Genomic DNA, 24,296 nt, shown 5'->3' with positions numbered 1-24,296 from the left:
ATCGGCGCGCCAACCGGCGCACCGGTGGTGGGGTTCCACAACCGCACCGTGTAGTCCTCGCTGCCCGAGGCCAGTAACGTCCGCCCGTCCGGCAGCGGCACCGCCACCAACGCCTGGACCCAGCTGGTGTGGCCGGTCATCGGCGCACCAACCGGCTCACCGGTGGTGGGGTCCCACAACCGGACTGTTTTGTCCCGGCTGCCGGAGGCCAGCAGCGTCCGCCCGTCCAGCAGCGGCACCGCCACCAACGCCTGGACCGAGCGGGTGTGGCCGGTCATCGGCGCGCCAACCGGCGCACCGGTGGTGGGGTTCCACAACCGCATCGTGTAGTCCTCGCTGCCGGACGCCACCAACGTCCGCCCGTCCGGCAATGGCACCGTCACCACCACCGTGACGTCGCTGGTGTGGCCGGTCATCGGCGCACCTACCGGCGCACTGGTGGTGGGGTCCCACAACCGCACCGTGTAGTCCTCGCTGCCCGAGGCCAGCAGCGTCCGCCCGTCCGGCAATGGCACCGCCACCAACGCCTGGACCCACGAAGTGTCGCCGGTCATCGGCGCACCAACCGGCTCACCGGTGGCGGGGTCCCACAACCGCACAATGCCGTCAATGCTGCCGGAGGCCAGCAGCGTCCGCCCGTCCGGCAATGGCACCGTCACCACCACCGTGACGTCGCTGGTGTGGCCGGTCATCGGCGCACCTACCGGCGCACTGGTGGTGGGGTCCCACAACCGCACCGTGTAGTCCTCGCTGCCCGAGGCCAGCAGCGTCCGCCCGTCCGGCAGCGGCACCACCGCCAACGCCGTGACGTCGCTGGTGTGGCCGGTCATCGGCGCACCAACCGGCTCACCGGTGGCGGGGTCCCACAATCGCACAGTGTGGTCCTGGCTGCCGGAGGCCAGCAACGTCCGCCCGTCCGGCAATGGCACCGCCACCAACGCCTGGACCCAGTTGGTGTGGCCGGTCAGCGGCTCACCTACCTGGTCATCGGTGATGGGATCCCACAACAGCACCGTGTGGTCCTGGCTGCCGGAAGCCAGCAACGTCCGCCCGTCCGGCAATGGCACCGCCGCCAACGCCGCGATGTGGCCGGTCAGCGGCTCGCCTACCGGCTCACCGGTGGCAGGATCCCACAACAGCACCGTGCCGTCCATGCTGCCAGAGGCCAGCAACGTCGATCCGTCCGGCAGCGGCACCGCCGCCACCGACAGAACCTCGTCAGTGTGGCCGGTCAGCGGCTTACCTACCGGCTCACCGGTGGTGGGGTCCCACAGCCGCACCGTTTGGTCCCGGCTGCCAGAGGCCAGCAACGTCGACCCGTCCGGCAGTGGTACCGCCGCCAACACCGTGACGTCGCCGGTGTGGCCGATCAGCGGCGCACCCAATGCCGGCGGCGCGGTACTCCACACCGGCTCCACCACCGACCCGCCGCCCCAACCGGCCACCCGCGCTCCAACATCAACCGCCGCGAACCCCGACACCGCCATCCGCAACCGATCACCCTGCCCCGCAACCGACACCCCCGCAGCCGGCAGCCCCGCAGCTGCCAGCACCACCGCCCACACCCGACCCCGCTCACCAGCGCTGTGCAACGCCAGCAGCAACACCGCGGGATCCACATCGGACAACAACCCCGGAGCCGCTACCAACTCATCCAACCGGCCCGCCGCCGCAGCCAACCCCACCAACCGCCGCACCCCACCGGCCGGCACCGCCGACCACCCCACCAACGTCGCCAACAACAACTCACGCTCAAACACCGAAGCCGCGCCATCCACAATCGCAACCCCCAATGTCACCACGACCGCCCGAATAACTACCAGACGCCCGCAACCAGGCTGGAACGGAGCGGGTGGGCCGATCCCCTCTGTTCCAGCCGCTTCTTGGTCGTCAGCCGTTCGGGCGCCCCTTTACGGGACCCGCTGCGCTGCCGCACCGCGGTGTCTGTCCGCTCCAGCCATGCCGCTACGCCCACGTCACTGCCGCGGGCGCACCCACCAACCGCGCCCGGTTCTGACACGCAGCGCGGAGGCGGTGGACGGGCACTTCGCGGCGCCCACCAGAGTGGGGCAAAAGCTAGACCCCCTGAACGGATCAAGGACCGTTCCGATGATTGGAAACGGCCCTTGAGCTGCGGTGGGCGATACTGGGATCGAACCAGTGACCACTTCGGTGTGGATAACGTCCGTCGATCTTGGCGACCTCTGCAAACGGCGTTGTCGCTGGTCACGCTCGTGCTGTCGCCGGGTCTGACTGGCGCGCATTCAGGCGGCGATCGATCAGCTTGGGTACGTGCGCGGCGTGGTCGACGGTGTGCTCGCTCCGCATCATCTCCGCAACGGGTTCGCAACCTGGGTGTTCCAGCCCGCCGCGACCGGTTGGTTCCCGCCGAAGGCGCCCCGGCTGGCTCGCCCGGTGCCGGTGCTGGCCGAGCTGTGGCCCGGTGTGCTGCTGCGAGGCAGCAATGGGGCGGATCGGGCTACCGCGTGCTGGCTACCGATCGCCCGGGGTCTGACCCCGCATGGCCTGCGGCACTCGTACAAGACGATGATGCTGGAACTCGGCACGCCGCAGGTGCTCATGGATGAGCAGCTGGGTCACCTCGACCCGTCGATTCAGGGCCGGTACTCGCACGTGACCGCGCGGATGATCGCCGGGCTCCTCGGTGGCCTGACGGAGGCGTGGGAGGCGGCGCTCCAGGTGCGGCGGGAGATGTGGCCGGGCTCACCCGTGCAGGTGCTCGACGTGGTCGGGCGCGGAAGCCTCAATGCAAGATCGTCTCCAGGTTCTCTCCTGATCTTGGCCGCGGGCGCCAAAACGGCCGCTCCTCAGGTGAGGAAAGCGGCCGTGACCTGGAACAACTGCGGTGGGCGATACTGGGATCGAACCAGTGACCTCTTCGGTGTGAACGAAGCGCGCTCCCGCTGCGCCAATCGCCCGCGGAGGCCAACTGTACCGCATGGGCGGACCGGGGCGCGACTCGGTATCCCCCGTGTCGGTAGGGTGGGGGGTCTATGGCGCCGTATGCACTGCTCATCCTGCCCTCCAGTAATCGCGTGTACGCCGACTCCTCCGTCGAGCTCACCCAAGCCGAGATCCGGGCGTTCGACCGAGGGGTGCTCGGCGGGCGGCTGGCGGAGATATCGGCGACGGACATCCACGGGGTGCCGTACGTGACGTTCGAGGCCGAGGGGCTCACCGGCGAGGAGCTGGCGGCGCTCGGGAACCTGTCGTCCGGTTACGCGCTGTTCGAGCGCGTCGGCGAGCTGCTCCGGCCCGTCGCGATGAGCAAGCTCGATCGGTTCGACGATGATCTGGTCACGATCCTGAAGTACCAGGGGAAGACCAATGAGCAGTTCACCAAGCTGCTGCTCAACGTCACGCTGCTCGCGTCGGATTTCGCGGGGGAGATGCTGCGGCGGCGCTTCCGGGTGTTCGATCCGCTCTGCGGGCGGGGCACGACGCTCAACCAGGCGCTGATGTACGGCTTCGACGCGGCCGGCGTGGATCGGGACCAGAAGGACTTCGAGGCGTACTCGGCCTTCATCCAGACCTGGCTCAAGCGTAAGCGGCTCAAGCACAAGGCCGAGGCCGGGCCCGTGCGGCGGGAGCGGCAGGTGGTCGGGCGGCGGCTGCGCATCGAGCTGGCCGCGGACCGCGAGGACTACAAGTCGGGGGACACGCAGCAGCTCGACGTGGTCAACGTCGACACCATGCGTTCGGCCGAGTTCTTCAAGGATGCCTCGTTCGACCTCGTGGTGACCGACGCGCCGTACGGGGTGCAGCACGGCAGCCGGACGGCCGGCAAGGGGCTGGCCCGCAGCCCGGAGGACCTGCTGGCCGAGGCGGCGCCGGTGTGGGCGCGGCTGCTGCGGCCGGGCGGGGCGATGGGCGTGGCGTGGAACACGTTCGTGGCCAAGCGCGAGGTGGCCGCCCAGCGGCTGGCCGAGGCGGGGCTCGAGGTGGTCGAGGACGAGCCGTACCTGTCGTTCCGGCACCGGGTCGACCAGGCGATCCTGCGCGACATCATCGTGGCGCGCAAACCCCGCTAGGGCCAGGGGATCTCCGGGTCGGGGTGGTAGCCGATGCCCCGGTGCGCCCACCGGGGACCGTGGGCGGCCAGCCGGGCTCGGAAGCCGGGCCAGTCGCGGGCGGGCTGGGGCGACCAGGCCAGCTCGGCGATCGCGGGCAGGCGGGGGAAGGCCAGCAGGTCTATGTCGGCCTCGGTCGCGACCGTCTCGGTCCACAGTGGAGCCTCGACGCCGATGACGTCCGGGGCGCCGGGCAGGAGGGTGGCCGGATCCCAGTCGTAGGCGGTGCGGGTCGAGACGTGGCCGGCCCAGTCCAGGCCGATCGGGGTTTCCGGGGTGTACTTCATGTCGAGGTACACCCGATCGGCCGGCGACAGCAGGATGCGGTCGCCCTGCGCGATGGCGGCCCGCACGTCCTCGTCGGGTTCGGGCGTGTGCCCCCAGTACTGCGCGATCCGCCCCGGCTCGCGCGCGGCCGGGCCGACCTGGTGCCAGCCGACGACCGTCTTGCCGAGCGCCGTGACCATCGGCTGGACCCGGCGCAGGAACTCCAGGTAGTCCGCCGTCTGCGTGCTCTGGGCCTCGTCGCCGCCGATGTGCAGGTACGGCCCGGGCGTCAGCGCGGCGACCTCCTCGAGCACCTGGCGGGCGAACGTGTAGGTGACGTCCTTGCCCACGCTCAGCGTGCTGAAGCCCACGTCCACGCCGGTGTAGGCCGGCGGCGCCACGCCGTCGTCGTTGAGCTCCGGGTAGGCGGCGAGCGCGGCGTTGACGTGGCCGGGCATGTCGATCTCGGGCACGATCGTGACGTGCCGCGCGGCCGCGTAGCGGACCAGTTCGGCGTACTGCGCCTTGGTGTAGTGGCCGCCCGTCCCGCCGCCGACCTGCGTCGCGCCGCCCACGGTGGCCAGGCGTGGCCAGGCGTCCACCGCGATGCGCCAGCCCTGGTCGTCACTCAGGTGCAGGTGCAGGATGTTCATCTTGTACCGCGAGAGCCGGTCGACGAACCGCATCAGCACCTCGACGCCGAAGAAGTGGCGGGCCACGTCGAGCATCGCGCCGCGGTACCCGTACCGCGGGCGGTCGGCGATCCGTCCACCCGGGACGGTCCACGGTCCAGCCTGGACGGTCCGTGCTTCCACAGTGGACGGGAGCAGCTGCAGGAGCGTCTGGACGCCGTAGAACAGCCCGGCCTCGGCCCGGGCCGTCACGGCGATGCGCCGCTCGTCGATCTCCAGGACGTACGCCTCGGGCGATGTCTCGGGGATCTCGGCGAGGACGAGCTCGATGCCGTGCTCGACGGGCCCGTCGACGACCGGCAGCGGGAAGCCCGTCGCCGGCCGGAGCGCCTCGGCAAGCTGCTGCCCGGCGAATGCCGAGCCGGACCGGATCGTGGCGCCGGGCCGCAGCGTGAACAGGACGCCGGGGGAGGGGATGACCTCCGCCGGCATCGGCACGACGGTGAGCTCGTCGATCGTCAGCACGCCGCCTATCGTGCCAGCGTCCGGCCTTTCCGGCGCGCCGATCGACCGGCGTGTCCGTCGTGCGGGCGTTCGGGGTGATCACCGGGAGTCGAACCCGGACCTCCAGAGCCACAATCTGGCGTGCACGAACCCGTACACCATGACCACCATCGTGCTTGACAATTGCGCTCCCCCGGCTGGATTCGAACCAGCAGCCTTGCGATTAACAGTCGCCTGCTCCGCCGATTGAGCTACAGGGGAATGCCGACATTCGGTGCCGCTCCCTCGCATGGATTCGAACCACGTCCTCGGCGTCCAGAGCGCCGCGTCCTGCCGATTGGACCACGAGGGAATGCAGTCGGGAACCGGGGAGTCGAACCCCGCACTTCCTGGTCCCAGGCCAGGTCCGGTCACCGCGCCGGTCGTTCCCGAGATGGGAGTACCAACAAAAAAGCCCGCCCCGGAGTGCGGGACGGGCGGCCGAGGAAAGGCCTACACCCGTCGCCGTCGCGGCTGATTCTGATGCATCATTTCCGGCTCCTCGGTTCGTCCGTCGGGCTGTTCACGAACGACAATACGAGCCGCATCGCGAGCGCGGCAACGCAATTTACGGCTGGGCCCGCATCCCGGCGAGCAGCAGGTCGGTCAGCCGGTCGACGGCCGTCGGCCGCCCGCGCAGGGCCGAGATGGCCAGCAGCCCGGCCCGCACGTCGTCGACGGTGAGATCGCCCCGCACGGCCCCCGCGGCCCGGGCCCGCTCCACCAGCCCGGCCAGCGCCGCCGCGTGCGCCCGCCGCGCCTCGGCGAACTGCGCCCCGGCCGCGAACAGGGCCTCGTTCAGCGCCCGGTCGGCCAGCTGGCGCGCGGCGAAGCGGCGCACCGTGCCCGCGAGCGGCCGCCATGGATCGGGATCGCCCAGCGCCGCGTCCAGCTCGGCGGCGCACTCGGCGACCCGCTGCGCGAGCACCGCGTCGAGCAGCGCCGCGTGCGTCGGGAAGTGCCGGTACACGGTCGCGACGCCCAGACCGGCGCGGGCCGCCACCGCGCGCATCGGGGCCTGCACCCCGCCGTCGGCGAAGGTGGCCCGCGCCGCCTCCACGATCAGCGCGCGGTTGTGGGCCGCGTCGAGGCGCATCTTCTGAGGCAACGTCACCCGCGGGTCTCTCGTTTCCGGCGTACGGCGGCGATCCGCTCCTACGGTAGCCCCATGCGAGCGGTGCGGTACGAACGAATCGGTGGCCCTGAGGTGCTGGGCGTCGGCGAGATGGAGGAGCCCCACGCGGGCCCGGGCGAGGTGCGCGTCAGGGTGCGGGCGGCCGGCATCTCGCCGGTGGACGTCAATCTGCGCGCGGGGCACTCCCCGTCGGCGGCCGGCCTGCGCCTGCCCCACGTCCCGGGCGTGGACGCGGCCGGCGTCGTCGACGAGGTCGGCGAGGGCGCGGACGCGAGCGAGGGCGACGAGGTGTTCGGCTACGTCGACGTGGCCCGCCTGGGCGGCGCGACCGCGCAGTACGCGGTGCTGCGGCGCTGGTCCGCCCGCCCGGCGTCGATGCCCTGGGCCGAGGCCGGCGCGGCCGGCACCGGCATCGAGACGGCCACCCGGGCGCTGGACCGCCTGGGCGTGACGGCCGGGGCCACGCTGCTGATCGACGGCGCCGCGGGCGGGGTCGGCAGCATCGCGGTCCAGCTGGCCGTGGCCCGCGGCGCCCGCGTGCTCGGCACCGCCCGCCCGGAGAGCCACGACTTCCTGGCCGCCCTGGGCGCCACCCCCGTCCCGCGGCTGCCCACCAGCCTGGGCCCGGTCGACCTGGCCCTCGACGTGGCCGGCGCCGGCTCCCTGCCCGAGCTGATCAGGCTGACCGGAACCCCCGCCGGCGTCCTGACCATCGCCGACTTCAGCGGACCCGCGCTCGGCGTCCCCGTCTCGGTCGGCGCGCTGGGAGGCGAGCCGGAGGGCACCCACGGCCTCGCCGCCGCCGCGGTACTCCACGAGCAAGGCCTCTTCCGGGTCCCGATTCAGCAGGTGTACGCCATGTCGGCCGCCCCGCAGGCCCACGCCGACTTCGAGACGGGCCCGCGGCGGGGCAAACTCGTCATCGAGGTCGGCCCCCGCCTACATTGAGGGGGTGATCGTCGTCGACGCGGCCTCGACGGTGCCGCCCTTCGAGCAGCTGCGCGCCCACTTCGCGACCCAGATCCGCGAGCACACCCTGGCGGTGGGCGAGCGCCTGCCGACCATCCGCAGCCTGGCCGCGGAGCTGGGCCTGGCGGTCAACACGGTGGCCCGCGCCTACCGCGAGCTCGAGGACGCCGGCCTGATCGAGACCCGGGGCCGGGCCGGCTCCTTCGTCTCGGCCGCCGGCTCGCAGGCCCTCGAACGGGTCCGCCGGGCCGCCGCCGACTACGCCGCGGTGGCCGCCGCCGCCGGTCTGCCCCCGGCCGAGGCCCTGCGCATCGTCGAGGTCGCCCTGCGCCCGGCCTAGATCGCAGACTGCCGGACGTTGCATTCGGTCCGGAGAATGTGACGCATGGCGACGGTGAAGGTCGGTGGGCCGCGAAAGCGGGCGGCGCCGCTAGGGGCGGGTGCGCTGCGGGGGGCGGCGCTGCGGGTACGTCGGGTAGAGCGGCTTGCCCTGCGCCTCGCGCTGCGCCTTGGCCTTCGCCGCCAGGCGGCTCAGGTAGATCAGCGCGCCGCCCAGGACGCCGACGTCGTCGAGGTAGATCGGGTCGGGCAGCAGGTCGATGGGGAAGATGGTGTAGGCGATGGCGCCCCAGAAGACCCACTTGCCACCCAGGCCCATGGCCTGGAGGGCCTTGCCGGTCTTCCACACCCGGACGGCCAGGACGATCGCCAGCACCAGCACGGCGACCAGCAGTAGCCCGCCGATCACGAAGAGTGCGTAGAACAAGTCGTCCGACATGGATCGAGTTTACGGGTGATACTGCCCGCATGCCCGTCGAGCCACCCGTGATCGTCAGCAGCGACCCGTCGTCGTTTCCCCATTCGGTGCTGCGGGACCGGCACCCGGCGATCGTGCGGCGGGTGCTTGCCGATCATCCGTACCCGCCCGAGGTACGGCAGCGGCTTGAAAGGCTCTTGCAGTCCGATGCCGTGACGCCGCTGGAGGCCGGGGCGCACGACGCCGAGCAGTGGTCCGCGTGGGGTGAGGGGATGTACGGGCGGTCGTGGTACGACGTGCCGTTCCTCTGGGCCGAGAACTACTTCTACCGCCGGCTGCTGGAGGCCGTGGACTACTTCGCTCCGGGTGCCTGGCGGGGGATCGACCCCTTCGGGCCGCAGAAGGCGGCGGACCTGCCCGGGCCGCAGGAGCTGGCCGAGCTCGACGCGCTGCAAGAGCTGCCCGAGGAGGAGCAGGCGGCCGGCGTGGTGACGGCGGCGCTGTGGGGCAACCGGGCCGACCTCGGCTTCCGGCTGGTGCAGCGGGCGGAGCAGCCTGCCGGCGAGCTGCTCGTGGACGAGCGCAAGCGGATGTGGGAGGTGCTGCGGGGCGGCGCGGTGGTGCTCGTGGCCGACAACGCCGGGCGGGAGCTGCTGCCCGACCTGGTGCTGCTGGACTTCCTGCTGAGCACCGGGCGCGCGGCGCGGGCGGAGCTGCACGTCAAGCCGGCGCCGTACTTCGTCTCCGACGCCCTGGCGGCCGACGTGCTCGCCGAGCTGGCGCGGTTCCCGGAGGGCAGCGCGGTCGGCGGACGGCTGGCCGCGGCGCTGCGCGACGGGCGGCTGCGGCTGCACACGGAGGACTTCTACTGCGCGCCGCTGACCTTCCACGCGGCGCCGGAGGGGCTCGCCGCGCGGTTCGCGGCGGCGGAGCTGACGATCCTCAAGGGGGACCTCAACTACCGCCGCCTGGTGGGGGATCGAGACTGGCCGGCGACCACCTCGTTCGAGAGGGTCACCGACTACTTTCCGGGGCCCGTCGCGGCGCTGCGGACCGTGAAGTCGGACGTGGTGACCGGGCTGGACGAGGGCGCGGAGCGGAACCTGCCCACCTCATGGCGCACCAGCGGCGCTTTTGCGCTCATCCAAGTTCGCGCCTGAGGCGGAGGAGGCGGAGGAGAAGGTCGGGCCGGCCCAGGACTTGCAGGAGTTCGTCATGCTGTGCACTCTGCCGTCAAGGACTTGGCGGCCACTTGCGGTCCGCTTGCGAAGAGCCTCAAGCGTGTCCCCGGTCACGCGGGGGAGGCGTGCAAGGCTTGGTACGTGAGCCGAATTCTCATCGTCGATGATGAGCCCCAGCTCGTCCGGGCGCTGCGGATCAACCTTGTGGCCAGGCAATATGACGTCGTGGCGGCCACCACGGGCGGGGAGGCGCTGCAGGCGGCGGCCCAGGAGCGGCCAGACCTGGTGGTGCTCGACCTGGGGCTGCCCGACCTCGACGGCGTCGACGTGATCCGCAAGCTGCGCTCCTGGAGCCCGGTGCCGATCCTGGTGCTGTCCGGCCGGGCCGACTCGCGGGACAAGGTCGAGGCGCTGGATGCCGGGGCCGACGACTACGTGACCAAGCCGTTCAGCATCGACGAGCTGCTCGCCCGGGTCCGGGCGGTCACCCGGCGGCTGGGCCCGGCCGACCCGCTCGGGTCGGTGACGATCGGCGGGCACGAGGTCGACTTCGCGGCCCGCACGGTCGGCGGCGGGGTGCACCTCACCAAGACCGAGTGGGAGCTGCTGGAGGTGCTGGCCCGCAACCCCGGCAAGCTGGTGAGCCAGCGGCAGCTCCTGCAGGACGTGTGGGGGCCGACCTACCTCAAGCAGACGCATTACCTGCGGCAGTACGTCACCCAGCTGCGCCACAAGCTGGAGCAGGACCCGGCGCGCCCCCGCCATCTGCTGACCGAACCGGGAATGGGGTATCGCTTCCAGCCTTAGGCTCACCCCGGCGAGTGGCTTTTGCCCGACTGGCCGGGGGTATCGCGTGGTCTCCCGATGGAGAGGAACGCGCGCATGCAACCTGAAGGCGACGAGATGGCGCCCCAGGCTGACGACGATGCTCCGGCCGCCACGGATTACGAGGACGGCAACGTCTCAGCCCCGCCGTCCGTCACGCCACCGTCCGCGCCGCCGGTCACCTCGGTCGGCGGGGCGGCTCAGGCCAGCGGCTCGGCCCCGCGTCCCGTCGCCGGCGGCCCGGTCAACCTGGCCGGGCTGTGGAACGAGTCCGACCGGCAGCGCATCCGCGGCCGGTGGCAGGAGCTGCAGCTGCGCTTCATCGACGACCCGCACCTGGTCGCGGGGGAGGCGGAGCGGCTCGTCCAGGAGGCGGTCACCTCGCTCACCGCCTCGCTGGACGCCCGGCGGGGCCAGCTGCACCAGCAGCGCGCCGCCCGGGGCCTGGACACCGAGAACCTGCGCGCCTCGCTACGGGACTACCGCGAGTTCCTCGATCGCATCCTCGGCCTGTGAGGGGGACCAATGAACTCAACGACGATCACGATCGGCCTGGTCGTAGTTGCCCTGGCGGTGGGCGGCTGGATCCTGCTGCGCGGCGGCAAGGACGAAGAGGAGGAGGCGGAGTCCGCGGGCCCGGCGCCGGCGGCCCCGGTGCATCCCCAGGCTCAGGCCCAGGCCCAGGTCCCGGGTGGTCCGGCCGTGCCCGTCCCCGCGGCACCGCATCCACCGGCTCCGGCCCCGGCGGCGGTACCGCAGGCGGCCCCCATGTCCTCCGTCCCCTACGGCGCGCAGGCCGGCTACGGCCAGCCCTACGGCGGTGGCGGGGGCGGCCAGCCCTACGGCGGCGGGGGCGGGCAGCCCTACGGCGGCGGGGGCGGGCAGTTCATGTCGGCCGCGCCGCTGACCAGCGAGGCCCACGCGTACGAGGTGCGCACCCGCTGGCAGGAGCTGCAGCTGCGGTTCGTGGACGACCCGCAGACCGCGGCCGGGGAGGCCGAGCGGCTCGTCGACGACGCCCTCGCCGGGGTGACCGCCTCGCTGAACGCCCGCAAGGACCAGCTCAGCAACTGGCGGGTCTCGGGACGCGACGACACCGAGCAGCTGCGGGCGGCCGTGCACGGCTACCGCGACTTCCTCAATCACCTGGTCGGCACGTGAGTGAACCCCGGTCATCGACCGGGCCCGTTTGAGGGGTGGCGTCTCGCGGAATACCTCCATTGAAGGAGGACCGCCATGACAGCCACCCAAGTACTGGTCACGATCATTGTCCTGGTCGTGATCGCCGCGCTCGGCTACGGCATCTGGTTCGTCACTCGGCGGCGGGCCCTGCAGAACCGGTTCGGCCCCGAGTACGACCGGGCCGTGGCCGAGGGGGACAGCCGCCTCGCCGCCGAGCGCGAACTGCGCGATCGCGAACGGCGCCACGCCGAGCTCCAGATCCACGACCTCGACCCCGAGGCGCGGGCCCGATACACCAGCAGCTGGCAGGAGATCCAGGCCCGCTTCCTGGACGACCCGGCGGGCGCCGTCCGCGACGCCGACGCGCTGGTGACCCGGGTGATCGCCGAGCGGGGCTACCCAACCGGCGACTACGACGAGCACCTCGCCCACCTGTCGGTCGAGCACGCCCGCACGCTCGGTCACTACCGCGACGCCCACGAGATCTCGCAGTTCTCGGAGCGCGGCGAGGCCACCACGGAGCAGCTGCGCCAGGCCGTGGTGCACTACCGCGCGCTCTTCGCCGACCTGCTCGGCGCCGACCCGACCCCGGACGCGCACGGCGCCCCGGCGCCGCGCGACGCCGCACTGTCCGGCGACGACACCGCGGTGAACACGCCCGCGCAGCGCGCCCGCAACGTGCAGGCGCGGCGCGCCCAGGCCGACCTGCCCCACGACACGAGCAGCCGGTCGTAGGGCCGGGGAAGGGACACCGCGATGACGCAGCAGGAGCAGTACCAGGACCTCGGCCGCCTCCCCGGTCAGCGCACCCGAGACCACGACGGGGACTTCGACGAGGACGTGGCCGTCGGCACCGCGCGCGCCGGCCACGCGGACCCGGACGACGGCGAGGCGGCCGAGCGCTACCCCGCCGGCACGTACGCCTCCGGCTCGGCCGACGCCGCCGACCGCGAGGACGCCACCCTGGTCGACCGCGACGAGGCGCTGGCGGAGGAGGAGCGGGCCGACACCGCGGACCGTCTCGACGACGCCCGCACCGACCGACCGTACGACGCCGACGCCCGCACCGGGGCCACCGACGACGTCTACGAGGAGGCGGCCCGCGAGAACGACGCCCGTGACGCCGACGCCCGGGTGGCCAAGGAGGACGACGAGCGGGCCGAGGCCGAGACCGCCGAGGCGGAAGCGGCCGAGGACGAGCACTGGAACGCCGGGACCGGCGACACGGCCGTCCTGGACGAGCCGGTCGAAGAGCCGGTGGCCGAGGAGGAGGCCCCCAGCGAGTCGCTGCCGGGTGCGGTGGACGTGGCCGCGGTCGGGGCGCTGTGGGCCGACGGGGCGGTGGACGGGCTCAAGGAGCGCTGGCGTGCCCTGCAGCTGCGCTTCATCGACGACCCCCGCGCGGTCGCCGGCGAGGCCGACCAGCTCATCGGCGAGGCCGTCGACACGCTGACCGGCTCGCTGCAGGCCCAGCGCGGGCAGCTCGCCGACTGGCAGAACGGCCAGGGCGACGACACCGAGCGCCTCCGCGCGGCCGTGCGCGGCTACCGGGACTTCCTGGACCGCCTGCTCGGCATGTGAGCGGGCCGTCTGCCCGGCATGTGAGCGGGCCGTGTGCCCGGCATGTGAGCGGGCCGTGTGCCCGGCATGTGAGCGGGCCGTCTGCTCGGCATGTGAGCGCACATCGATGAAGGGGCCCGCTCCGGCGGGCCCTTTCGCGTGTGGCTACCCGGTGGTAACCTCCTGGTACCAATGAGTACCAGGAGGTGCCGATGCACACGCGGATCGCGATCGTGGGCGCGGGCTTCGGCGGGCTCGGCGCCGCGATCCGGCTCAGGCAGCGCGGCGACTCCGACTTCGTGGTCTTCGAGCGCGCGGACGACCTCGGCGGCACCTGGCGCGACAACTCGTACCCGGGCTGCGCCTGCGACGTGCCCTCCCAGGTGTACTCCTTCTCGTTCGCCCTCAAGCCGGACTGGACGAGCACCTACTCGCCGCAGCCGGAGATCTGGCAGTACCTGCGCGACTGCGCCGACCGCTTCGGCGTGCGCCCGGCGATCCGCTTCGGCACCGAGGTGCGCCAGGCCGCCTGGGACGCCGGCGCCGCCCGCTGGCGCATCGACACCTCGCGCGGCGAGTGGACGGCCGACGTGCTCATCGCCGCGGGCGGCCCGCTCAACGAGCCGGTCGTGCCGAAGCTGCCCGGCCTGGAGACGTTCCGGGGCGAGGCCTTCCACTCCTCCCGCTGGAACCACGACGCCGAGCTCGCCGGGCGCCGGGTCGCGGTGATCGGCACGGGTGCCTCCGCGGTGCAGATCGTCCCGGCCATCCAGCCCGTCGTCGGGAAGCTCACGCTCTTCCAGCGCACCCCGGCGTGGGTGATGCCCCGCAACGAGCGTCCACTGCGGACGTGGGAGCAGTGGGCGTACCGCAGGATCCCGGGCGCGCAGCGAACGATGCGCACCCTCGTGTACTGGGGGATGGAGGCCACCGTCCTGGGCTTCCTCCGCCCGCGGGTCATGCGGCTGGCCCGGCGGGTGGCGCTGGCCAACCTCCGCCGGGCGGTGCGCGACCCCGCCCTGCGGGCCAAGCTCACCCCGGACTACGCGATGGGCTGCAAGCGGGTGCTCAAGTCCAACGAGTACTACCCGGCGCTGGCCAAGGACAACGTCGAGGTCGTCACCGAGGGCATCGCCGAGGTCCGCCCGCACGGCATCGTGACCGGCGACGGCGTGGAGCACCCGGCCGACGTGATCGTGTTCGGCACCGGCTTCCGGGTCACCGACCTGCCGATCGCCGAGCGGATCCGGGGCCGCGACGGCCGGTCGCTCGCGGAGCGCTGGCAGGGCAGCCCCCAGGCGTACCGCGGCACGACCGTCGCCGGCTTCCCCAACCTCTTCCTGCTGCTGGGCCCCAACACCGGCCTCGGCCACAACTCGGTCGTGCTGATGGCCGAGTCGCAGCTCAACTACGTGCTCGCCGCGCTCGACCGGATGCGCCGCACCGGCGCCCGGGCCCTGGAGCCGCGCGAGGACGCCCAGGCGCGCTTCGTCGCCGACGTCGACCGCCGGATGGCCGGGACGGTCTGGGCCACCGGGTGCCGCAGCTGGTACATCGACGCGACCGGCCGCAACTCGACCCTGTGGCCCGGCTCGACGTGGCGCTTCCGCCAGCGCATGAAGCGATTCGACCCCGCCGCCTACGAGGTGACCCCATGACCGGTCCGGAGCGAGGCGGAGGGGCCGGTCATCAATGGCTCAGCCTCGGTCAGGCCGACGACGAGCGAAGCGAGGAGGAGGCGTGACCGTCCACTTTGTACGATCCGGCGACGGCGAGCCGCTGGTGCTGATCCACGGGATCGGGCACCACTGGCGGGCCTGGGAGCCCGTCATCCCGCGGCTGGCCGAGCGGCACGACGTGATCGCGCTCGACCTGCCCGGCTTCGGCCGCTCGCCGGCGCCGGCCGTCAACCGCGGCATGCCGACGGCCGTGGCCGCGCTGGGGGACTTCTTCGCCGAGATGGGCCTGGACCGCCCGCACGTGGCCGGCAACAGCCTCGGCGGCGCCATCGCGCTCGAGCTGGCCGCGGCCGGCCTGGCCCGCTCCGCCACCGCGCTGTCCCCGGCCGGCTTCGCCACGCCCGCCCAGGTGCGCCGGGCGCTGCGGATGCTGCGCAGCATGCGCTTCGGCGCGGTGGCCACGCCGGCGCCGGTGCTGCGCGTCTTCTACCGCACGCGCTTCGGCAAGCGCTTCTCCTTCGGCGCGCTGGTCACCGACCCGTCGGTGCTCTCCGCCGAGCGCGCGCTGGCCGACACCCTGGCCCTGCGCGGCGGCAAGGGCTTCGCGGCGGTGGCCCGGCACGGCGCCACCTACGCGTTCGCCGGCGCGCCCGAGGTCCCGGTCACCGTGGCGTGGGCGGCGCGGGACCGCATCCTGGAGCCGATCCAGGCACAGCGGGCCCGGGAGGTACTTCCCGGTGCCCGCCACGCGACCCTGGACGGCTGCGGCCACGTCCCGATGAGCGACGACCCGGCCGCGGTGGCCGAGGTGATCCTGGCGACGACCGGGGCGCTCAGAACCGGATCAGCGTCCGCGCGCCCCGGCCCGAGCGCATCCGGCTGAACGCCTCGCCCACCCCGTCCAGCCCGACCTCGTCGCTGACCAGCGCGGCGAGGTTCAGCCGGCCAGCCCGGTAGTGCTCCAGCAGCAGCGGCACGTCGACGGCCGGGTCGGTGCTGCCGTACATGCAGCCGACGATGGTCCGGGCGAAGTACGCCACCTCGAGGGCGTTGAACGTGACCGGGTCCTGGGCCGAGCCGAGCCCGACGACGGTCGCGGTGCCGCCGCGCCGGGTCGCCGACCAGGCGGCCCGGATCGTGTCGCCCCGCCCGACGCACTCGATCGCGTGGTCGGCGCCGAGGCCGCCGGTCATCCCGCGGATCTCCTTGGGCAGCCTCTCGCCCGGCGTGACGAAGTGCGTGGCGCCGAGCGAGCGAGCCAGCTCCTCCTTGTCCGGCGCCGGGTCGACCGCGATGATCGCCGACGCCCCGGCGATGCGGGCGCCCTGGATCGCCGCCAGCCCGACGCCGCCGAGCCCGATGACCGCGACCGTCTGCCCGGGGCGCACCTTGGCCGCGTTGGTGACCGCGCCGACGCCGGTGAGCACCGCGCAGCCGAGCAGGGCCGCCTCGGCGAGCGGGATGTCGGCCGGCACCGGGATGCAGGCGTGCGCGCCGACGACCGTCTCGGCGGCGAAGGCGCCCGTGCCGAGGCCCGCGTAGACGGGCTCGCCGCCGGCGGTGGCGAACGGCACCGCGCGGGCGTCGTCGGCGTGCAGGCACAGGTACGGCTCGCCGTGCTCGCAGTACCAGCAGGCCCGGCACGGCGGCGACCAGTTCAGCACCACGTGGTCGCCGGGCTTGACGTCCGCGACGCCCTCGCCGGTCTCGACGACCACGCCGGCGCCCTCGTGGCCGAGGACGGCCGGCAGCGGCTGGCGCAGGGTGCCGTTGGCCAGCGACAGGTCGGAGTGGCAGACCCCGGCGGCGGCCAGGCGCACCCGCACCTGGCCCGGGCCGACCGGGTTGAGCTCGATCTCCTCGACGGCGAGCGGGCCGTCGAGCGCGCGCAGGACCGCGGCCGCCGTCACAGCTGGACCGCCTTCACCGCGGTGAACTCCTCGTAGCCGTGGACGCCGAGCTCGCGGCCGTAGCCGGAGTGCCCGACGCCGCCGAACGGGGCGAGCGGGTTGAAGGCGCCGCCGTTGACGTCGACCTGGCCGGTGCGCATCCGCCGGGCGAAGGCCAGCGCGTGGTCGCGGTCGGCCGACCAGACCGCCCCGGCCAGGCCGTACTTGGTGGCGTTGGCGATGCGTGCGGCGTCGTCCTCGTCGCGGTACCGGATGATGGAAAGCACCGGCCCGAAGATCTCCTCCTGGGCGATGGCCGCGTCCGGGTCGACGCCGGCGAAGACCACCGGGGCGACGTAGTAGCCGACCGACGGGACCTCTGCCTTGCCGTACGCCATGACCGCACCGTCCCGCAGGCCGCGCTCGATGTAGCCGAGCACCCGGTCGCGCTGGGCGGCCGAGGCGAGCGGGCCCAGCCGGGTGGCGGGGTCGGCAGGGTCGCCCACCGTGTACTTGGCCGCGGCGGCGACCGCCAGCTCCACCGCCTCGTCGTGGCGGGACTCGTGCACCAGCATCCGGGTCCAGGCCGTGCAGGTCTGACCGGAGTTGAGGTAGCAGTTGGCCACGCCGACCTTCACCGCGGCGGCCAGGTCGGCGTCGGGCAGGATCACGTTGGCCGACTTGCCGCCCAGCTCCAGCGCGACCCGGGTGAGGTTGGGGGCGGCCAGCGCGGCGACCTTGCGCCCGGCCGCCGTGGAGCCGGTGAACGACACCAGGTCGACGCCGGGGTGCCCGGCCAGCGTGGCGCCGGTCGGGTCGCCGTAGCCGTGCACGACGTTGTAGACCCCGTCGGGGATGCCGGCCGCCCGCACCAGCTCGGCCAGCCGGTCGGCCGAGAGCGGGGCGACCTCGCTCGGCTTGTGCACGACGGTGTTGCCGGCCGCGAGCGCCGGGGCGACCTTGGCCACGGTCTGGTGCAGCGGGTAGTTCCACGGGGTGATCGCCGCGACCACGCCGACCGGCTCGCGGTAGATCTCGGAGTTGCCGATCCGCTCCGGCTCCTCCGGCCGCTCCAGCAGCGCGGCCATCGACATCACGGTGGCCAGCGGCAGCCCGACCTGGACCTTGCGGGCCACCGGCAGCGGCGCCCCCATCTCGGCGCTGATGAGCTCGGCGAGCCCGGGCGCGGCGGCGGTCAGCCCGTTGAGCAGCGCCCGCAGGCGCGCGGCCCGCTCGGCGCGCGGCAGGGCGGCCCAGGCGGGCTGGGCGGCCCGGGCCGCGGCCACGGCGGCGTCCACGTCGCCGGGCGAGACGGACCCGATGACCTGTTCGGTGGCGGGATTGACGACATCGATCACGGTTGTTGCCCCCTACGCGAACGCGCTCACGCCGGTGAGAGCGCGGCCGATGATGAGCTTCTGGATCTGGCTGGTGCCCTCGTACACCGTAGTGACACGTGCATCGCGCAGGTATTTGCCCACGGGGTACTCGTCGATGTACCCGTAGCCGCCGAAGACCTGCAGCGCCGAGTTGGCCGCCCGCACCGCGGCCTCGGAGGCGAACAGCTTCGCCGTCGAGGACTCGGTGGCGAACGGCAGCCCGCGGTCGATGAGGTCGGCCACCCGCCAGGTGAGCAGCCGGGCCGCGTCGGCCTCCACGGAGATGTCGGCGATGAGCTGCTGGACCAGCTGGAACGAGGCGATCTTCCGGCCGAACTGTTCGCGCTGGGTGGCGTAGGAGGTCGCCGCGTCCAGGCAGCCCTGGATGATCCCGACGCACCCGGCGGCCAGCGACATCCGCCCCTTGGCCAGCGCCGCCATGGCAATCTTGAAGCCCTGCCCCTCGGCCCCGAGCATGGCGTCCTCGCCGACGAACACGTCGTCGAAGCTCAGCATCGCGGTGGCCTGCCCGCGCAGCCCGAGCTTGCCGTGCACCTCCGTGACCTGCAGCCCCTCGGACGGCAGCGGCACGAGGAAGGCGGAGATCCCCTTGGGCCCCGGCCCGCCGGTGCGCGCGAACACGAGCGCCACGGACGCCCAGGTCCCGTTCGTGATGAACATCTTGGCGCCGTCGATCCGCCAGCCGCCGTCGGCCCGGGTGGCGCGGGCGGCCAGCGAGCCGGCGTCGGAGCCGGTGTCGGGCTCGGTGAGGGCGAAGCAGGCCAGGTCGGTCCCGCCGCACAGCCGGGGGAGCCACGTTTTTTTCTGGGCTTCCGCGCCGTACCCGAGGATGCTCTTGGCGACCAGGCCCAGGGAGACCGACACGATGCCGCGCACCGACGAGTCGCCGCGGCCGAGCTCCTCCAGGACCAGGCAGTAGGTCAGATGGTCCCCGCCGCTGCCCCCGTAGGACTCGGGGATCGTGATGCCGAACAGGCCCAGGTCGGCCATCTTCTTCACGATCGCCAGGTCGACCTGCTCGGCCCGGTCCCACGCGGCCGCGTGCGGTGCGATCTCGCGATCGGTGAACTCGGCGGCCAGGCGGCGGACCGCTTGCTGCTCATCGCTGAGGGTCAAGTCCATACCGGGTTCCTTAACTAACGCTGTTAGTTTCTAGGATCGTACGCATGGTCCGTCCCCGAACGCCACTGTTGAGTCGCGAGCGCATCGTCGAGGTCGCCACCGCGATCGTCGACGCCGAGGGCCTCGACGCGCTGTCGACCCGGCGGCTGGCGCGTGAGCTGGGGGTGCAGGCGCCGTCGCTGTACAACCACTTCGCCACCAAGGAGGAGATCGTCGACGCGATCGGCGACGCCATCGTGGCCGGCGTGGACCTGTCGATGCTCGGCCGCGACCCGTGGCCGGCCGCCCTGCGCGGGTGGGCCCGGGCCTACCGCGCCGCCTTCCGCGCCCACCCGAATGTGGTCCCGTTCCTGGCCCGCGGCCCGGCCCGCCGCCCGGCGTCGCTTCGGCTGGCGGACGCGGTCTACGGCGCGCTGGTCTCGGCGGGCTGGCCCCCGGCGCAGGCCACCCGGATCGGCGCCGCGATGCGGTACTTCGTGGCCGGCTCGGCGCTGGGCTCGTTCGCCCTGGGCTTCGTCGCCGACCCGTCGCTGTACGGGGCCGACTACCCGCACCTGCGCGACGCCCACCGGCTGGCCGACCGCCATTCGGAGGTGGACGAGGCGGCCTTCGAGCTGGGCCTGGACGCGCTGATCGACGGCCTGGAGCGGCGCTTCGCCGCCCTGCACCCCTAGCCCTCGTCCTCGTCCTCTTCCTCGCTCGCGTCGTCGAAGTAGGCGTAGGGCGCGACAGAGACCCCTTCCACGATCTCGCGCGGGTCGTCCTCCGTGGCCTGCGGATCGAGGTCCCGGGCCCACAGCGAGGCCATGGAGAAGATGGCGAATCCGGGCTCGAACCGGAAGCCGATGCCGGTCGGGTCGGCGCGGTAGCCCTTCCGCTCGAGGTCGGCCACCACCTCGTCCATGAACCGGTAGGTGAGCTGCACCCCGTCGAAGTACGCCTGCCGCTCGACGCCGTACCCGAGCTCGACGATCTCGACCGTCTCGTCCTCGGCGTACGTCAGCACGAGCATCGGCTCCGTGGGGTACACGGCCCGGCTGTGCCGCCCCGGGTGCACCGGCGGGCCGACCCGGCCCTCGACAACGTCCCGATGCTCGCCGACCTTCGCCAGCGCCACGCCCTCGCCCGGCAGGATCTCCACGCCGCGCATCATGCCAGAACGGCGATGCCTACGCGGCCGCTTGCGCGGGCATGACGAGCAGCAGCTGACCGCCGGGGCGGGTGCCCATGCGCACGGGCAGGCGCATCATGCGCCCGGCCCGGATCAGGACCGTCGCCGTGTCCAGGTCGGCCACGCGCAGGCCGGGGGAGCCGGTCCGGGCCGGGCCGGAGACCAGCAGCACGCTGCGCCAGGCGGCCTCGGCGAGCGCGCGGGAGTGGCGGGACTGACGGGTCGAGCGGGGTTCGGCCGGGGCGCCGCAGAGTTCGCCGTACCCCTGCGTCCAGGCGCGGTCCAGGAAGGCCCACGCTTCGGCGGAGGCGAAGACGCGGAAGATCTCGTAGCGGTGGCGGGTGCCGGCCGTGTACCGGTGCACGCTCGCCTCGTGGCCCGCCGTGCGCAGCAGGTCGGCCAGCCGCTCGGCCGCGGCGCCGCGGCTGAACTCCGCCAGGACGCCGGTGAATGTGAGCCCCGTGAAGGTCGAGCGTGCCCGGGCGCCCCCCAGCGCCCGGGCACGACCTCCTCCACCACACACCCCGGTGCATCGCACGAGGACCGCCGCCTCGAAGGCGGCCACGGTCGAGGCGCGGTAGCGCTCGCCGTTCGATGCGATGTCCACCCCAACACCGTGGCAACGCGGGCCGGGCCGCGGGAACCTGCGCCGCCGTTCCTTGAGGAACTCTTGAATCTGAGGGGCTCCCGTACCATGGGCCCACGATGCGGATGATGCTGGTGGAAGACGACGCGCGGGTGGCGGCCGCCCTGGCCACGGCCCTGCGCCGGCGTGGGCACGAGATCGTGCACTGCCCGACGGCGCAGTCGGCCCTCGACGCGTTCGCCGGTGAGTCGTTCGACCTGATCCTGCTCGATCTCAACCTGCCCGACGGCGACGGCATCGAGGTGTGCCGGACGCTGCGGCGCAAGGACGAGACGGTGGCCATCATCGCCGTCACCGCCCGGGCCGAGGAGCGCGACCGGGTGCTCGGGCTGCGGACCGGCGCCGACGACTACGTCGTCAAGCCGTACTCGATGGCGGAGCTCAACGCCCGGATCGAGGCCGTCATGCGGCGGGCCGCCCGGGCCGCGCCGCCGCCGAGCGAGACGCTCACCGCCGGGCCGGTCAGCGTCGACACGGCGGCGCGGCGGGTGCTCGTCAACGGCGGGCGCGAGGTCGCGCTGACGCGCAAGGAGTTCGAGATCCTGGCCGTGCTGGCCCGCACGCCCGGGGTCGTCGTGTCCTACGACCGCCTGATCCTCGCGGTGTGGCAGACCAGCTTCGTCGGGCGGCACACCCTCGACGTGCACGTCGGCTCGCTGCGGGCCAAGCTCGACGTGCCGGGGCTGGTGCAGACCGTGCGCGGCGTCGGGTACCGACTCGCGCCATGAGGGTCCGCCTCGGCGCCGTCTATCTCGTGCTGCTCCTGCTGGTGCTGGCGGCGCTCGAGGTACCGCTGGCCATGACCATCGCCGGCCGGGACACCCAGCGGCTGGTGGCCGACCGGCTGGCCGACGCGACGAGGTTCGCCACGCTCGCCGAGCCCGCGCTGCGCGCCTCCGACACGGCGGAGCTGGCCGCCGAGCTGACCCGCTACGACGACGTCTACGGCGTCGGCGCCGTCGTCGTGGACCAGGACGCGCACGAGGTGGTGAGCTCCCGGCTGGGCATCCGGCTCGCCGACGCCGGCGTGCTGCGCCAGGCCCGCCGGGCCCTCGAAGGGCGCGAGGCGAGCGACGACGGGACCATCTGGCCGTGGCGCACCGAGCCGCTCGTGGTCGCCGTGCCGGTCGGCCGCGGCGGCGAGGTCATCGGGGCCGTCGTCACGATCTCGCCGACCCGGCGCAACGCCAACGGGGTCGGCACCTCCTGGAGCATCCTGGCCGGCGGCGGGCTCGTCGTGCTCTTCGCCGGCATCGTCGCCGCCTGGACCCTGGCCCGCTGGACGCTGCGGCCGGTCGCCGCCCTCGACGCCGCCGCGCACGAGCTCGCGGCGGGCGACTACGCGGTGCGGGTGCCGGCCGCCGACGGCCCGCCGGAGCTGCGCCGGCTGGGCTCGGCGTTCAACGAGATGGCGGAGACCGTCGCCGACTCCCTGGAGCGGCAGCGGGCGTTCGTCTCGCACGCCAGCCACCAGCTGCGCAACCCGCTCACCGCGCTGCGGCTGCGGGTCGAGGACCTCGGCGCCGACCTCACCGACCCGCAGGCGATCGAGGGGCACCGGCTCGCGCTGGAGGAGGCCGAGCGCTTCGGCGAGGTGCTCGACAGCCTGCTCGCCCTGGCCCGGGCCGAGCGCGGCCGGTACGACCTCGTCGACGTCGACGCCGGCGAGATCGCCTGGGCGCGAGTGGTCGCCTGGCAGCCGGTGGCGGCGAAGAAGGAGATCACGCTGCGGTACGTGCGCCCGCCCCGGCCACTACGGGCCCGCGCCGTGCGCAACGCGACCGACCAGGCCCTGGACGCGCTCATCGACAACGCCGTGAAGTTCTCAGGTCCCGGGACGACGGTGACGGTACGCCCCGGAGCCGACGACGGCGGCGTGGCCCTCCACGTGACCGACAACGGGCCGGGCCTGACGGGGGAGCAGCGGGAGATGGCCACCGAGCGCTTCTGGCGGGCGCCCGACGCGCAGAACGTGGACGGCAGCGGCCTGGGCCTGCCGATCGTCGCCGTCCTGGTGGAGGCCTCCGGCGGCCGCCTCGACCTGCTGCCCAACGACCCGTCGGGCCTACACGCCCGGCTCTGGTTCCCGGTGGCGCCCTGAATCCCGGCGAAAACCCGAACGCTGGCGCGTTCAAGGATTTTCCGAACATTTGCCCTGACAGGGTATAAGTCCGATAAGTCGTGGCCCGCCGGCGCCCGACTTGTCGGTTCAGGGCTTCTGGGTGCGGTAGTAGTGCATCGCGCCGGGGTGCAGGGGCAGCGGCGGGGTCGAGATGGCCGAGCGGACGTTCAGCCGGGCCGCCGCCTGGTGCGCCTTTGCCAGCTCGTCGCGGCCCTCGAAGATGAGGCGGGTCACGCCGTACGCCAGCGGCTCGCTCATCGACAGCCGCACCACGAGGTAGTTGGCGATGCCGATGACCACGGTCGGCTTGATGCCCGTGTACGTCGAGGCCGGCACGACCCGCTCGGCGTAGTAGTCGCCGAACCGCGCCCGCAGGCTCGGCACCGAGGCGGCCAGGTCCAGCAGCCGGATCGGCACCTGCTTGGCCAGTTCGGCGATGGCGGCGACGGGCAGGCCGCCGGAGAAGAAGAAGGCGTCGATCTTCCCGTCGTGCAGCGCCCGGACCGAGTCGTCCAGGCCGAGCTGGGCCCGCTCGACGGTGATGTCGTTGACGCCGAGGACGCGGTCGGCGGTGATCGCGGTGCCGGAGCCGTGCGCGCCGACGGAGACCCGCCGGCCCAGCAGGTCGGGGAAGCTCGCGATCGGGCCGTCCGCGGCCACCACCACGTGGATGTAGTCGTCGTAGAGGCGGGCCAGGGCGGCCAGCTGCCGCGGGTGGGCCTCCTCGTTGCCGGCGGCGATGTCTGCCTGGGTGAAGGCCACGTCGGCGGTGTCCTGGAGCAGGTAGTCGACGTTGATCTGCGAGGCGGCGGTGGACAGCACGCTGGCGTGCACCTTGGGCAGGTACTTGCGGGCCAGCTCGGCGATGGCCGAGCCGTAGCGGTAGTACACGGCGCCGGGGCTGCCGGTGGCGATGCGCAGCGTCCCGCTCGCCTCGTCGCCCTCCGATTCGCAGGCGCCGAGCACGGGCCCGGCGGCGAGCAGCCCGAGCAGCGCGCGGCGTCTCATGCGGTCGGGCCATGCGCGGGCGGGTCGAGCGCGGCCAGGCCGGGCGCGGCCGGGGAGGGCGCGGCCGGGGAGGGCGCGGCCGGGGCGGGCGCGGCCGGGGCGGGCGGGGCCGGGGCG

24 protein-coding genes and 5 tRNA genes are annotated in these 24,296 nt (G+C 73.3%); 14 read left to right on the top strand and 15 right to left on the bottom strand.

Annotation, left to right across the window (positions count from 1 at the left end; genetic code table 11):
* On the bottom strand, positions 1–1,802 hold a 1,802-nt coding region (locus tag ABD352_RS24810; RefSeq protein ID WP_344614866.1), incomplete at its 3' end, for a WD40 repeat domain-containing protein.
* A gap of 1,065 nt (positions 1,803–2,867) precedes the next feature.
* Positions 2,868–2,939, bottom strand: a tRNA-Val gene (locus tag ABD352_RS24800).
* Between the two features lie 75 nt (positions 2,940–3,014).
* Here ABD352_RS24800 and ABD352_RS24795 point away from each other — a divergent pair.
* Positions 3,015–4,052, top strand: coding sequence for a TRM11 family SAM-dependent methyltransferase (locus ABD352_RS24795; protein WP_344614865.1), 1,038 nt, complete (start codon positions 3,015–3,017; stop codon positions 4,050–4,052).
* Here the strand turns inward: ABD352_RS24795 and ABD352_RS24790 are convergent.
* The 6 genes from ABD352_RS24790 to ABD352_RS24765 all read right to left on the bottom strand — a co-directional run bounded on the left by ABD352_RS24790 (position 4,049) and on the right by ABD352_RS24765 (position 6,647).
* Entirely contained in the window at positions 4,049–5,515 is a 1,467-nt protein-coding gene (locus tag ABD352_RS24790) for a beta-N-acetylhexosaminidase (protein WP_344614864.1), read from the bottom strand. The genes ABD352_RS24795 and ABD352_RS24790 overlap by 4 nt on opposite strands.
* A gap of 73 nt (positions 5,516–5,588) precedes the next feature.
* Positions 5,589–5,662: transfer RNA gene (locus ABD352_RS24785), tRNA-His, on the bottom strand.
* 20 nt (positions 5,663–5,682) lie between these two features.
* Positions 5,683–5,755 (bottom strand) — tRNA-Asn (locus tag ABD352_RS24780).
* A 19-nt stretch (positions 5,756–5,774) separates the two neighbouring features.
* Positions 5,775–5,846: transfer RNA gene (locus ABD352_RS24775), tRNA-Gln, on the bottom strand.
* A gap of 6 nt (positions 5,847–5,852) precedes the next feature.
* A tRNA-Pro gene (locus tag ABD352_RS24770) sits at positions 5,853–5,925 on the bottom strand.
* Positions 5,926–6,101: 176 nt separating this feature from the next.
* The gene (locus tag ABD352_RS24765; RefSeq protein WP_344614863.1) at positions 6,102–6,647 is read right to left on the bottom strand and encodes a TetR/AcrR family transcriptional regulator; all 546 of its coding nucleotides are present in this window, start codon (positions 6,645–6,647) and stop codon (positions 6,102–6,104) included.
* A gap of 54 nt (positions 6,648–6,701) precedes the next feature.
* On the opposite strand from ABD352_RS24765, the gene ABD352_RS24760 reads away from it, so the two are divergent.
* Together ABD352_RS24760 and ABD352_RS24755 are read left to right on the top strand one after the other, a co-directional pair.
* Positions 6,702–7,616, top strand: a complete 915-nt coding sequence (locus ABD352_RS24760; protein ID WP_344614862.1) for an NADP-dependent oxidoreductase — start codon at positions 6,702–6,704, stop codon at positions 7,614–7,616.
* Positions 7,617–7,620: 4 nt separating this feature from the next.
* Positions 7,621–7,977, top strand: a complete 357-nt coding sequence (locus tag ABD352_RS24755; RefSeq protein WP_344614861.1) for a GntR family transcriptional regulator — start codon at positions 7,621–7,623, stop codon at positions 7,975–7,977.
* Between the two features lie 90 nt (positions 7,978–8,067).
* On the opposite strand, the gene ABD352_RS24750 is transcribed toward ABD352_RS24755, so the two are convergent.
* Complete coding sequence (locus ABD352_RS24750; RefSeq protein ID WP_344614860.1) at positions 8,068–8,415, bottom strand: DUF1232 domain-containing protein; 348 nt, start codon at positions 8,413–8,415, stop codon at positions 8,068–8,070.
* Positions 8,416–8,444: 29 nt separating this feature from the next.
* Between ABD352_RS24750 and ABD352_RS24745 the strand changes: the two genes are divergently transcribed.
* From ABD352_RS24745 to ABD352_RS24710, 8 genes are all read left to right on the top strand, one after another.
* Positions 8,445–9,554: a damage-control phosphatase ARMT1 family protein gene (locus ABD352_RS24745; RefSeq protein WP_344614859.1), complete on the top strand. Its 1,110-nt coding sequence runs from the start codon at positions 8,445–8,447 to the stop codon at positions 9,552–9,554.
* 162 nt (positions 9,555–9,716) lie between these two features.
* Positions 9,717–10,382, top strand: a complete 666-nt coding sequence (locus tag ABD352_RS24740; RefSeq protein ID WP_344614858.1) for a response regulator — start codon at positions 9,717–9,719, stop codon at positions 10,380–10,382.
* Between the two features lie 75 nt (positions 10,383–10,457).
* The gene (locus ABD352_RS24735; protein WP_344614857.1) at positions 10,458–10,916 is read left to right on the top strand and encodes a hypothetical protein; all 459 of its coding nucleotides are present in this window, start codon (positions 10,458–10,460) and stop codon (positions 10,914–10,916) included.
* Between the two features lie 9 nt (positions 10,917–10,925).
* Positions 10,926–11,561 (top strand): hypothetical protein, encoded by a 636-nt coding sequence (locus tag ABD352_RS24730; protein WP_344614856.1) that lies wholly within the window; start codon positions 10,926–10,928, stop codon positions 11,559–11,561.
* Between the two features lie 75 nt (positions 11,562–11,636).
* On the top strand, positions 11,637–12,317 hold the full coding sequence (locus ABD352_RS24725; RefSeq protein WP_344614855.1) for a hypothetical protein: 681 nt from the start codon (positions 11,637–11,639) through the stop codon (positions 12,315–12,317).
* 21 nt (positions 12,318–12,338) lie between these two features.
* A complete protein-coding gene (locus ABD352_RS24720) occupies positions 12,339–13,163 on the top strand; it encodes a hypothetical protein (RefSeq protein WP_344614854.1) in 825 nt (274 codons plus the stop codon).
* A gap of 191 nt (positions 13,164–13,354) precedes the next feature.
* Positions 13,355–14,800 carry a flavin-containing monooxygenase gene (locus ABD352_RS24715; RefSeq protein ID WP_344614853.1) on the top strand — a complete coding sequence of 482 codons (1,446 nt, stop codon included), beginning with the start codon at positions 13,355–13,357 and terminating at the stop codon, positions 14,798–14,800.
* 82 nt (positions 14,801–14,882) lie between these two features.
* On the top strand, positions 14,883–15,704 hold the full coding sequence (locus ABD352_RS24710; RefSeq protein ID WP_344614852.1) for an alpha/beta fold hydrolase: 822 nt from the start codon (positions 14,883–14,885) through the stop codon (positions 15,702–15,704).
* Here ABD352_RS24710 and ABD352_RS24705 read toward each other — a convergent pair.
* The 3 genes from ABD352_RS24705 to ABD352_RS24695 are packed head-to-tail and all read right to left on the bottom strand — an operon-like array spanning position 15,655 to position 19,232.
* Positions 15,655–16,731: a Zn-dependent alcohol dehydrogenase gene (locus ABD352_RS24705; protein WP_344614851.1), complete on the bottom strand. Its 1,077-nt coding sequence runs from the start codon at positions 16,729–16,731 to the stop codon at positions 15,655–15,657. The genes ABD352_RS24710 and ABD352_RS24705 overlap by 50 nt on opposite strands.
* Positions 16,728–18,068 carry an aldehyde dehydrogenase family protein gene (locus ABD352_RS24700; protein ID WP_344614850.1) on the bottom strand — a complete coding sequence of 447 codons (1,341 nt, stop codon included), beginning with the start codon at positions 18,066–18,068 and terminating at the stop codon, positions 16,728–16,730. The genes ABD352_RS24705 and ABD352_RS24700 overlap by 4 nt, the downstream gene beginning before the upstream one ends.
* A gap of 12 nt (positions 18,069–18,080) precedes the next feature.
* The gene (locus ABD352_RS24695; protein ID WP_344614849.1) at positions 18,081–19,232 is read right to left on the bottom strand and encodes an acyl-CoA dehydrogenase family protein; all 1,152 of its coding nucleotides are present in this window, start codon (positions 19,230–19,232) and stop codon (positions 18,081–18,083) included.
* 44 nt (positions 19,233–19,276) lie between these two features.
* Here ABD352_RS24695 and ABD352_RS24690 point away from each other — a divergent pair, with 44 nt between their 5' ends.
* Complete coding sequence (locus ABD352_RS24690; RefSeq protein ID WP_344614848.1) at positions 19,277–19,906, top strand: TetR/AcrR family transcriptional regulator C-terminal domain-containing protein; 630 nt, start codon at positions 19,277–19,279, stop codon at positions 19,904–19,906.
* Here the strand turns inward: ABD352_RS24690 and ABD352_RS24685 are convergent.
* Both ABD352_RS24685 and ABD352_RS24680 read right to left on the bottom strand, forming a co-directional pair.
* Positions 19,903–20,373: a hypothetical protein gene (locus ABD352_RS24685; protein ID WP_344614847.1), complete on the bottom strand. Its 471-nt coding sequence runs from the start codon at positions 20,371–20,373 to the stop codon at positions 19,903–19,905. The genes ABD352_RS24690 and ABD352_RS24685 overlap by 4 nt on opposite strands.
* 28 nt (positions 20,374–20,401) lie before the next feature.
* Positions 20,402–21,010, bottom strand: a complete 609-nt coding sequence (locus ABD352_RS24680) for a hypothetical protein (protein WP_344614846.1) — start codon at positions 21,008–21,010, stop codon at positions 20,402–20,404.
* Positions 21,011–21,108: 98 nt separating this feature from the next.
* Here ABD352_RS24680 and ABD352_RS24675 point away from each other — a divergent pair, with 98 nt between their 5' ends.
* Complete coding sequence (locus ABD352_RS24675) at positions 21,109–21,777, top strand: response regulator transcription factor (RefSeq protein WP_344614845.1); 669 nt, start codon at positions 21,109–21,111, stop codon at positions 21,775–21,777.
* Positions 21,774–23,150, top strand: a complete 1,377-nt coding sequence (locus tag ABD352_RS24670; RefSeq protein ID WP_344614844.1) for a sensor histidine kinase — start codon at positions 21,774–21,776, stop codon at positions 23,148–23,150. The genes ABD352_RS24675 and ABD352_RS24670 overlap by 4 nt, the downstream gene beginning before the upstream one ends.
* Positions 23,151–23,258: 108 nt before the next feature.
* Here ABD352_RS24670 and ABD352_RS24665 read toward each other — a convergent pair whose 3' ends face one another.
* Complete coding sequence (locus tag ABD352_RS24665) at positions 23,259–24,179, bottom strand: TAXI family TRAP transporter solute-binding subunit (RefSeq protein WP_344614843.1); 921 nt, start codon at positions 24,177–24,179, stop codon at positions 23,259–23,261.
* Between the last annotated feature and the right edge of the window lie 117 nt (positions 24,180–24,296).

The sequence above is a fragment of the Dactylosporangium salmoneum genome (assembly GCF_039532525.1).
Lineage (GTDB): Bacteria > Actinomycetota > Actinomycetes > Mycobacteriales > Micromonosporaceae > Dactylosporangium > Dactylosporangium salmoneum.
Note: the sequence above shows the minus strand (reverse complement) of the source record. Positions and strands in the feature narration are given on the sequence as shown.